This window comes from Streptomyces sp. IBSBF 2435 (assembly GCF_036815005.1).
In the GTDB taxonomy this organism is placed as follows: domain Bacteria; phylum Actinomycetota; class Actinomycetes; order Streptomycetales; family Streptomycetaceae; genus Actinacidiphila.
Map to the genome: position 1 here is coordinate 1 of NZ_JAJSYW010000221.1, position 10,107 is coordinate 10,107.

At 73.0% G+C, this 10,107-nt stretch carries 10 protein-coding genes; 1 reads left to right on the forward strand and 9 read right to left on the reverse strand.

The annotated features are described in order from the left end of the window. Positions 1–47: 47 nt before the first annotated feature. The 9 genes from V7E46_RS29615 to def form a co-directional block, all read right to left on the reverse strand. Positions 48–995, reverse strand: a complete 948-nt coding sequence (locus V7E46_RS29615) for a PRC and DUF2382 domain-containing protein (RefSeq protein WP_333771302.1) — start codon at positions 993–995, stop codon at positions 48–50. A 130-nt stretch (positions 996–1,125) separates the two neighbouring features. Next, positions 1,126–1,581: an Lrp/AsnC family transcriptional regulator gene (locus tag V7E46_RS29620; RefSeq protein WP_333771303.1), complete on the reverse strand. Its 456-nt coding sequence runs from the start codon at positions 1,579–1,581 to the stop codon at positions 1,126–1,128. A 21-nt stretch (positions 1,582–1,602) separates the two neighbouring features. Beyond that, positions 1,603–3,042 (reverse strand): GuaB1 family IMP dehydrogenase-related protein, encoded by a 1,440-nt coding sequence (locus V7E46_RS29625; RefSeq protein WP_333771304.1) that lies wholly within the window; start codon positions 3,040–3,042, stop codon positions 1,603–1,605. Between the two features lie 741 nt (positions 3,043–3,783). Next, the gene (locus tag V7E46_RS29635; RefSeq protein WP_329180813.1) at positions 3,784–4,080 is read right to left on the reverse strand and encodes a barstar family protein; all 297 of its coding nucleotides are present in this window, start codon (positions 4,078–4,080) and stop codon (positions 3,784–3,786) included. A gap of 63 nt (positions 4,081–4,143) precedes the next feature. After that, positions 4,144–5,157, reverse strand: a complete 1,014-nt coding sequence (locus V7E46_RS29640; protein ID WP_333771305.1) for a sugar-binding transcriptional regulator — start codon at positions 5,155–5,157, stop codon at positions 4,144–4,146. Positions 5,158–5,242: 85 nt separating this feature from the next. Continuing rightward, a complete protein-coding gene (rpe, locus tag V7E46_RS29645; protein WP_333771306.1) occupies positions 5,243–5,908 on the reverse strand; it encodes a ribulose-phosphate 3-epimerase in 666 nt (221 codons plus the stop codon). Between the two features lie 292 nt (positions 5,909–6,200). Continuing rightward, positions 6,201–7,658 (reverse strand): RsmB/NOP family class I SAM-dependent RNA methyltransferase, encoded by a 1,458-nt coding sequence (locus V7E46_RS29650; protein WP_333771307.1) that lies wholly within the window; start codon positions 7,656–7,658, stop codon positions 6,201–6,203. Positions 7,659–7,703: 45 nt separating this feature from the next. Next, positions 7,704–8,636 (reverse strand): methionyl-tRNA formyltransferase, encoded by a 933-nt coding sequence (fmt, locus tag V7E46_RS29655; RefSeq protein WP_333771308.1) that lies wholly within the window; start codon positions 8,634–8,636, stop codon positions 7,704–7,706. 31 nt (positions 8,637–8,667) lie between these two features. Further along, positions 8,668–9,213: a peptide deformylase gene (gene def / locus V7E46_RS29660; RefSeq protein ID WP_333771309.1), complete on the reverse strand. Its 546-nt coding sequence runs from the start codon at positions 9,211–9,213 to the stop codon at positions 8,668–8,670. Between the two features lie 157 nt (positions 9,214–9,370). Here def and V7E46_RS29665 point away from each other — a divergent pair, with 157 nt between their 5' ends. Further along, positions 9,371–9,805 (forward strand): hypothetical protein, encoded by a 435-nt coding sequence (locus V7E46_RS29665; RefSeq protein ID WP_333771310.1) that lies wholly within the window; start codon positions 9,371–9,373, stop codon positions 9,803–9,805. Positions 9,806–10,107: the final 302 nt, after the last annotated feature.

A 10,107-nucleotide genomic window follows, 5' to 3' on the forward strand; every position in this document is an offset into this window, starting at 1 on the left:
GCCCCCTCTCCCCCCAGAGGCCGCCGGGCGCCGTGCAGGGGCGAGGGTCAGCGTTCGGGCCGCCCGCCCCGGGTGGTGCCCTCACCACCCGGAATCGCATCGCTCGGCCCTTCCATCTCCGCCTCGATCCGCTCCTTGCGGACCCGCCCGTGCACCTTCTTCTGCTCGACGTGCTCCTCGACGTTCATCCGCACCCGCTCCTTGGCGACGACTTCCGTCTCCACCACGGGGCTCTCCTCGTGCAGCGTCACGAAGCGGTCCGCCTCGCTGATCTCCGCGCCGGAGCGCAGCGCGTCGCGATCGCTGGCGCTGAGCGGCTCGCGTTCGAGCTTGACCTCCTCGTGCCGCAGCGGCACGGTCTGCTCGACCTCCTCGACCTCGACGTATTTGTGCAGCCTGGCCTTCCCGGAGGCATGGCGTTCGACCTTGACGTGCATCTCCTCCTCGGAGCGGGTCATCGCCTCTTCCTCGGACTCGATCCCGCCGGCGCCCAGGCGTTCCGCGGAGCCGGAGCGGCCGGCCGCGTAGGCGGCGCCGGAACCGGCGGCGGACGCGTCCATGCCCGCGCTGCCCCTCCCCCGGCCGGTGTCGGTGCCGCTGCCGGCCGCGGCCCCTGCTGCTCCCGCCGCACCCGCCGCACCCGCGGACTTGTCGGCGGACGTGTTCTTGCCGCCGGTCCGCTCGATGCCGTAGTAGCGGTACAGGTGCTGCTCCTCCTCGACCGACAGGTGACCGCCGGAGTCGATGTCCACGTTGGGCGCACCCTTGATCTTCTCCTTCGGGTACGGCACCTCCAGATGGTCCTGGACCAGCCGCGCGGAACGGGTGGGCACAAAGGTCTCGTTGCTACCGAAAAACCCGGTCTTGACCGTCACCCACTCGGGATTTCCGGAGCTGTCGTCCAGGTACATGTGCTTCGCATCGCCGACCTTTTTGCCTTCGGCGTCATGGACCGGATGGCCCACCACCTGGGGTATCTGTTCGCGCGTGATCATGTCGCCTCCTCGGGGCTGCCGTGACCTGGGAACGGTCAATGGACGGATTACCCGAGAGACTCCGGCAAAACCTAGCAAGCCGGACAAATTGCGCAAACAACTGCACGGTCGCGTAAACCCGCAGGTCGGATCAGCCGGGGCTGCCCGCCCCGTAGCGGCGCAGCAGCGGTGAGAGCACCAGCACCGACTTCGTACGGGTCACGAACGGCTCGCCCGCGATGCGTTCGAGCACCTGTTCGAAATGCCGTACGTCGGCGGCGAAGACCTGCACCACCGCGTCCGCCTCGCCGGTCACCGTCGAGGCGGACGCCACCTCGGGGTAGCGGGACAGGCCGCGCCTGATGTCGGCGGGCGAGGTGTTGTGGCGGCAGTACAGCTCCACCAGCGCCTCGGTCTGCCAGCCGAGCGCGGCGGGGTCGACCCGTACGGTGAAGCCGGTGATCGCGCCCGCCGCCAGCAGCCGGTCGACCCGGCGTTTGACGGCGGGCGCGGACAGGCCCACCTCGGCGCCGATGTCGGCGTAGGAGCGGCGGGCGTCGGAGGCCAGGGCGTGGACGATGCGTTCGTCGAGTTCGTTCAGCGGCACGAGCCCCGACGCTACCGCCGGCTACTGCCAGCTGGCGTGCAACGGCTTGCCCTCGGCGTATCCCGCGGCGCTCTGGATGCCGACGACGGCGTTGCGCTCGAACTCGGCGAGCGATCCGGCGCCCGCGTAGGTGCACGAGCTGCGCACCCCGGCGATGATCGAGTCGATCAGGTCCTCCACCCCGGGCCGCGCCGGGTCCAGGAACATCCGCGAGGTGGAGATGCCCTCCTCGAACAGCGCCTTGCGGGCCCGGTCGTACGCCGACTCCTCGCTGGTGCGGTTGCGGACCGCGCGGGCCGAGGCCATCCCGTAGGACTCCTTGTACAGCCGCCCGTCCGCGGCCTGCTGGAGATCGCCGGGCGACTCGTACGTACCGGCGAACCACGAGCCGATCATGACATTGGACGCGCCGGCCGCGAGCGCCATCGCCACGTCCCGCGGGTGCCGCACCCCGCCGTCGGCCCAGACGTGCTTGCCGTGCGTGCGGGCCTCGGCGGCGCACTCCAGGACCGCGGAGAACTGCGGGCGGCCCACCCCGGTCATCATCCGGGTGGTGCACATCGCGCCGGGGCCGACACCGACCTTGACGATGTCGGCACCCGCCTCGATCAGGTCGCGCACGCCCTCGGCGGCCACGACGTTGCCCGCGACCAGCGGCACCGAGGGGTCGAGCGACCGCACCGCGCGGACCGCGGCGATCATCGACTCCTGGTGGCCGTGCGCGGTGTCCACCACCAGGGTGTCCACCCCGGCTTTGAGCAGCTGGGCGGCCTTGCCCGCCACATCGCCGTTGATGCCGACCGCGGCGGCGATCCGCAGCCGGCCCTCGGCGTCGACCGCCGGCTGGTAGAGCGTGGCGCGCAGCGCGGCCGTACGGGTGAGGATGCCGGCCAGCCGCCCGTCCGCGTCGACCGCGGGGGCGAGCTTGCGGTGCGCGTCCTCCAGCCGGTTGAAGGCGTCCCGCGGGTCGATGTCAGCGGCCAGCACCAGCAGGTCGGCGGACATCACCTCGGACAGCTGGGTGAAGCGGTCCACGCCGGTGAGGTCGGACTCGGTGACCACGCCGACCGGCCGGCCGTCCTCGACCACCACCCCCGCGCCGTGCGCCCGCTTGGGCAGCAGCGACAGCGCGTCGGCGACGGTCTGGCCGGGGGCCAGCGTGATCGGGGTGTCCAGCACCAGATGGCGCTGCTTGACATAGCCGACCACGTCGGCGACGACGTCGATCGGGATGTCCTGCGGGATGACGACCAGGCCGCCGCGGCGGGCCACGGTCTCGGCCATCCGGCGGCCGGCGATGGCGGTCATGTTCGCGACCACCAGCGGAATGGTGGTGCCGGTCCCGTCGGGGGACCTGAGGTCCACGCCCTGCCGGGAGCCCACAGAACTGCGGCTCGGCACCATGAAAACGTCGTCGTACGTCAGGTCGTACGGAGGCCGAACATCGTTGAGGAATCTCACGCGGTTGCTCCTACCTGCGGCTTTGCCCCGCAGGCGAGCCGAAGTCAGCACGGAACCAGCACGGTGGCGCTGGTCGGTACCCCGTCCATCACTCGCTCCAGCTTCTCGCCCGAGCCTGGGGTCAGGTGACCATAGATGTCCGCGGTTATCTGAATTGTAGAGTGCCCCGGTCAGCGGGAGACCTCCAGGAGGGACACCCCGCCCGCGGTGGCGTTCGAGGTGAAGAAGCGGCGGAGCGGGTGAGGTGTCCATGACTCGTGTCCGGCCTTCCTGATGACCGCGTCGATGTCGCCCCGGACTGGCGGCGCAGCCGTGGAGTGCCGCCCTTGATGTCGCCGGGCTTCACCGCGAGCAGTTCGCCGGCGCGGAGGCCGCAGCCGGCTCCAGACACCCGCCGCAAGCGGCTCGGCCTGGCTGCGGACGACCCCCGCAAGCCCCATGTGCGGCGCCAGCGCGTGCCAGGACATGATGCACATCCTGAATGAGCCGGGGACTCTGGAGGCGAACCTTCCCTGGCCGCATGATCAGGACTCCTCCCACATCACCGCCCCCGGCCTCGTCGTCGCCGGAGACAGGGACGACCTCCCGCTCACCACCCGGGGACCGGCCTGGACGACCGACGCGTTCGCGACGCCGCGCCCTCGACAGCCGGCCCCAGTGATCTTCAGACGGGGCCGGCCCCGCCACCTGCAGGCCGTGGACCTGGACCTCGTCAGCGGTGGGCGCCGCCGCCCGGGCTGTTCATTCCTCCAGGACGACCGCCAGTTCGATGTCGGTGTCCCGCCAGAACAGCTCGGCGTCCCGCAGGATGTCCTTCACGATCCGCCACTCGCGCGGCAGCGCCGTCGCGAAGCCGTGCCAGCCGCGCACGTGCAGCCGCCGCCCGCCCGGCTCGGCCGGCCACCACGACAGATCGGTGAGGCAGTCCGCTAGGGCGTCCCAGCTACGGCCGAACCACTCCGGCAGGCCGAGATCGGCGGTGCACCGGTCCATGAACGCCCGGCGGTCGTCGACGCCGGTCAGGTCGAGCACGCGCATGTGCCGATGCTGCCACAGCGGGTGACCTGCGGCGCGGCAGCACGCCCGGGTCCGGTGGCGCGCTCAGGACCCGTCGGGGTCGGCGCGGTCCAGTGCCGGGCGGCGCGCGGGCGCGGTGGCCCGCAGCAGCTGGTCGGCGGCGGCGGTGTCGGTCACCAGGCTGGTGACCAGGCCCGAGCGCAGCACCGCGTCGATCGCGGCGGCCTTGCGCGTACCGCCCGCGATCGCCAGCACCTCGGGAATCCGGCGCAGCCGGTCCGTCTCGATGGTGATGCAGCGCTCGCCCAGGTCCCGGCCGACCCTGCGGCCCTGCGAGTCGAACAGGTGCGAGGACATCTCGGCGGCCACCCCGAGCCCCGCGTAGTGCTCGCGCTCGGCTTCGGTGAGCGCGTCGTGGACGGTGGAGATGCCCGCCTCCCACGACCCGACCGACACCACGGCGACGGTCACCTTGTCGTAATAGCCCATGGCGGCCGCGATACCGCTCTGTGCCCGCAGCGCCGCCGCGGTCGCCGGGTCGGGCAGCACCATCGGGGCGTACAGCGGGTGCGCCTCGCCGCCGGAGACGGCCGCCGCGGTGCGCACCGCCTCGACCGACCCGCGTTCGGCGGTGCCGACGTCGTAGACGCCGGTGAGCTGGACGACCGTGCAGGGGGCGAGCCGGTCGAGCGCGTTGGCCATGGTGATGATGGACCGGCCCCACGCCAGGCCCAGCACATCGCCGTCGGTGACCAGCTCACCGAGCAGGCCGGCGGCGACCACGCCCAGATTCTCCGGGTCGGGCGCGTCGGCCTGGTCCGGCGGGGTCTGCACGACGACGGCGTGCCGCAACCCGTAGTGCGCGCGCAGCGCGTCCGAGCGCTCCGCGTCCAGCTCGGCCGGCACCCGGATCTCGATCCTGACCAGGTCGCGTTCGAGCGCGGTCTCCAGCACCCGGGCCACCTTGAACCGGCTGACCCCGAACTCCTCGGCGATCTGGATCTTGGACTTGCCCTCCAGGTAGAAACGGCGTGCCATCGCCGCTGCCTGGACCATCTCTCCGGGGCCCATGCGCACGTGTGTGCGGCCTGTGCTCACGTCGGTTCTCCCCAGTTGCCCAGCTGTCCGGCTCCGCGTTCATCCTCGCAGACGCCGGGGGTTACGGGCGCGTAGCCGTCGAAGGTCAGTGCCGGTGGACCGCGGCGGCCTGCTCGCGCAGCGCCCGTACGGCAGCCGCCGGGTCCTGCGCGCCGTAGACCGCGGTGCCCGCCACGAAATTGTCGGCGCCCGCCTCCGCACACCGCTCGATGGTCTCGCCGGACACCCCGCCGTCCACCTGGAGCCACAGTTCGAGCCCGTGCTTGTCGATCAGCGCCCGGGTCCGGCGGATCTTGGGCAGCATGATGTCCAGGAACGCCTGGCCGCCGAAGCCCGGCTCGATCGTCATGATCAGCAGCATGTCGAGTTCCGGCAGCAGGTCCTCGTACGGCTCGATCGGCGTCGCGGGCCTGAGCGCCATCGAGGCGCGGGCGCCCTTGGCGCGGATCTCCCGGGCGATACGCACCGGGGCGGCGGCGGCCTCGGCGTGGAAGGTCACCGACGACGCGCCGGCCTCCACATAGGCGGGCGCCCAGCGGTCCGGGTCCTCGATCATCAGATGGCAGTCGAGCGGCGTATCGGTCGCCTTGCTCAGCGACTCCACCACCGGCAGGCCCAGCGTCAGATTCGGCACGAAGTGGTTGTCCATGACGTCGACATGGAGCCAGTCCGCGCCCTCGACGGCTTTCGCCTCCTCGGCGAGGCGGGCGAAGTCCGCGGAAAGGATGCTGGGGCTGATCTGCACGGTCATGGGGCCCAGCAAACCAGATGTCCGGGCCCCACGAAAACCGGCCAGGGTGCCCCCCGCGGTTCGTCCGCTCCGCCTGCCGCGCGGCCGCGCCCGGCAGCGCAGTTCCCCGCGGCCCCGAGGGGCTTGCACTGGCGGTGGCGGTGCTGTCTCTCCCTCCGTCGCGGCTGGTCGCGCAGTTCCCCCGCACCCCTGGAGGGTGCCGCTTGCCGTCGTCAGTCGGCTGATCCGCCGTCTCCGCTGGGCGCGCGGTTCCCCGCGCTCCTTCAGGGCGGCGTCCTTCTCCCTCTGGGGGTCAGGGGGTGGTGCGGCGGAGGAGGGCCAGGTACATCGCGTCGGTGCCGTGGAGGTGGGGCCAGAGCTGGAGGTCGGGGCCGGGGCCCAGGGAGGGGACGTCCGGCATGAAGGGACGGGCGTCGATCCATTCGGCACCCGGCTCGCGGGCGAGGACGTCCTCGACGACCGCCCGCGTCTCGGCCGGGTGCGGCGAACAGGTGGCGTACCCCACGACCCCGCCGGCCCGCACCGCGCGCAGCGCCTCCGTCAGCAGCCCCCGCTGGAGCGGCGCGAAGCCCGGCACATCCGCCTCGCGGCGCCGCCAGCGCGCCTCGGGGCGGCGGCGCAGCGCGCCGAGACCGGTGCACGGCACATCGACCAGTACCCGGTCGAAGGACCCCGGCGCCCACGCCGGATGCGTGCCGTCGGCCACGACCACCTGGTAGGGGCCGGGGTTGCCGGCCAGGGAGCGGGCCACTAGACGCGCCCGGTGCGGCTGCTTCTCCGCGGCCACCAGCCGCGCCCCGCGCCCGGCCGCGAGGCCGGCCAGCAGCGCGGCCTTGCCGCCGGGCCCCGCGCAGCCGTCGAGCCACCACTCGTCGCGGCCCTCGACGGGGACCGCGGCCAGCGCGGCGGCCACCAGCTGGCTGCCCTCGTCCTGGACGCCGGCCCGGCCCTCGCGTACCGCCTCCACCGCGGCCGGGTCGCCGCCCTCGGCGAGGCGTACGGCGTAGGGCGACCAGCGGCCCGGTTCTGTCGCGCCGTCCGGCAGCGACGCGGCGACCTCCGCCGCGGTGGACCTGCCGGGACGGGCCACGAGGGTGACCTCGGGGCGTTCGTTGTCGGCGGTCAGCAGGTCCTCGATACCGGCCCGCCCGCCGCCGAGCGCGTCCCACAGCGCGGACACGATCCACCTCGGGTGCGAGTGGACGACCGCGAGGTGCTGCTCCGCGTCCTCGTCGTACGACGGCGCCACCTGGCCCAGCCAGCCGGCCAGGTCCTGCGCGGCCACCCGGCGCAGGACGGCGTTGACGAAGCGCGCCCGGCCCTCCCCCAGCACCACCCGTGCCAGGTCGACGGTCGCCGAGACCGCGGCGTGCGGCGGGATCCGGGTCGCGAGCAACTGGTGCGCCCCGAGAGCCAGGACGTCGAGCACCGGCGGGTCGACCTCGCGCAGCGGCCGGTCCACGCACGCGGCGAGCACCGCGTCGTACGTGCCCTGGTGCCGCAGCGTGCCGTAGACCAGTTCCGTCGCGAGCGCCGCGTCCCGCCGGTCGAACTCCCGGCCCTTGGCCGCCGCCTCCCGCTCCGCCGCCCGCAGCAGCCCGGGCAGTACGAGATTCGCGTACGCGTCCCGCTCGTCCACGGCCCGCAGCGCCTCGAACGCGAGCACCCGCACCGGGTCGCGCTGGGGGCGGCGGTAGGGGGTGCCCTGCGGGCGGCGCTTCTGGTCTTTCGCGTTCAACGTGCTCCGCATCCTCGTCCTCGAACCCCCGCCACCCTACGTCCTGGGCAATGTGTCCTAACGGCCCAGGACCGTTCCGGCCGGCAGGTGGGTGCCGCGGGACCAGTCGGCGGCGGGCATCCGCTTCTTGCCCTGCGGCTGGACGTCGCCAAGGAGCACCGCGTGGCTTCCGGTGCCGACGAGCACGGCGTTCTTGCCGACGGACAGCTCGCCGGGCGCCAGGTCGGTGCGCTCGGGCACCGGCGCGACAGGGCCGAGCTTGAGGCGTTCAGCGCCGATGAGGGTCCAGGCGCCGGGGGCCGGGGTGCAGCCCCTGATCAGCCGGTCGACCCTCAGCGCGGGCGCGTTCCAGTCGACGGCCGCGTCCTCGACGGTGAGCTTGGGGGCGATGGTGACGCCCTCCGCGGGCTGCGGCCTGGCTGACAGCCGCCCGTCCGCGATCCCGTCCATCGTCGCCACGAGCAGCCCGGCGCCGCTCACCGCGAGCCGTCCGAGCAGGTCACCGCTGGTGTCGGCGGGCCTGATCTCCTCGGTGACGACCCCGTAGACCGGCCCCGAGTCGAGACCCTGCTCGATCAGGAAGGTCGAGGCGCCGGTGACCTCGTCGCCGGCCATCACCGCGTGCTGTACGGGGGCGGCACCGCGCCAGGCCGGCAGCAGCGAGAAGTGCAGATTGACCCACCCCCGCGCCGGTACATCGAGCGCCACTTTCGGCAGCAGCGCACCGTACGCGACAACCGGGCAGCAGTCGGGGGCGATCTCCCGCAGCCGGTCGAGGAAGTCCTCGTCGCGCGGCCTGGCCGGCTTGAGCACCTCGATCCCGGCGGCCACCGCCCGCTCGGCGACAGGGCTGGCGACGAGCTTGCGCCCGCGTCCTGCGGTCGCGTCGGGCCTGGTCACAACGGCGGCGACGTCATGCCGCCCGGAGGCGATCAGGGCGTCGAGCGCGGGTACGGCGACCTCGGGGGTGCCGGCGAAGACGAGCTTCATCGTGCGGGGTGTGCCTCTCGGATCGACGGTGTCACAGGGCGCGGCCGGACGTGCCGTGCGGCGAGACCCTGACCTGCGGCGCGGGCGCCCCGGCCCACTCGGCCTCGCGGATCGCCAGCATCGCAGCGGCCTGCTGCTCCGGGTCGAGCCGGTCGACGAAGATGATGCCGTCCAGATGGTCGGTCTCGTGCTGTATGCAGCGGGCCAGCCGCTGCGTCCCCTCGACCGTGACCGGTTCGCCGTACATGTTGAACCCCCGGGCGACCACGCCGAACGCCCGCCGGCAGTCGTACAGCAGCCCCGGCAGCGACAGGCAGCCCTCGGGGCCGTCCTGCTCCTCCACGCTCAACGTGAGGTCCGGGTTGATCAGATGACCCAGCTCGCCCTCCACGAAATACGTGAACACCCGCAGCGACACCCCCAGTTGCGGCGCGGCCAGCCCCGCGCCGGGGGCGGCCTGCATCGTCTCGGTCAAGTCCTTGACCAGGGTGCGCAATTCCGCGTCGAACGTCGTGACCGGCTGCGCCGTCATGCGCAGCACCGGGTCGCCGAACAGGCGGATGGGCTTGACGGTCACGAGTTTCCTCTCCTGCCGGACGGGGGACGGCTGCCAATTCTAGGGCGCCAGGGGGTGCGTACAGGGCCGCACGCCCCCGGAGCGTGACTCCAAGGGCCGGTGGCGCGTTGGTCAAGAGAGTTTGACCCCTGTCACCGTCGGTTGGAGAGGCCTGTTGATGCCCGACCACGCAACCCCTGACGCCCAGGCGCGGGCAAGTCTGCACCTGCTGGTGCGGGACATCGAAAGGGTCCGCCGGCAGGTGGATGCGCTACGGACCCTCACCGCGCAACTGGGCAATGTGTACCGGCCGCGGCGCAGCGGCCCCACGGCCGGCTTCGTGGTCTACGGCCGCGCGCCCGCTCCCACGGTCCGGCTCGCGCAGGAGCTGCGGGACAGCGTCGAGACGCTCGTGACCGCCGCCGTCGAATTCGACCGGTCGCTCGGCTTCTCCTGGGACGCGGTGGGCTCCGCGCTCGGCGTCACCAAGCAGGCGGTGCACCGCCGCTACGGAGGACGGCGGCCCGCCGTGCCACCGTCCTCCCCCGTGGAGGAGGAGTCGCTGCCCACGGTGCCTGCGGCGGCCGTCCTGCCCAGCCCACGCAACGGCTGAGCTGCCGCTCGCGCCCCCAACCCGTATCGCTGCACGTCCGTGCGGGGTGCTGCGCCGTCGGCGCTGCACGCCGGTGCGTGGTCTCCCGCGCCTGGCGGCGCGGGGTGTTTCCCACCCTCCCCCCCGGGTTTCGCCTGAAGGCACCTCCGCTCGCCCGTGCGGCATGGAACGGTCTCCCAGTGGGGGTGCTGGAGCATCGGCGACAGCGCGCCCGGGGGTGACGGTGTGCCCGGGCAGGTCAAAAGCGCCCTCGGGGGAAGGTGCGGCGGGCGGTGCTTTCGGACAGCCCCCCACCCCACCCG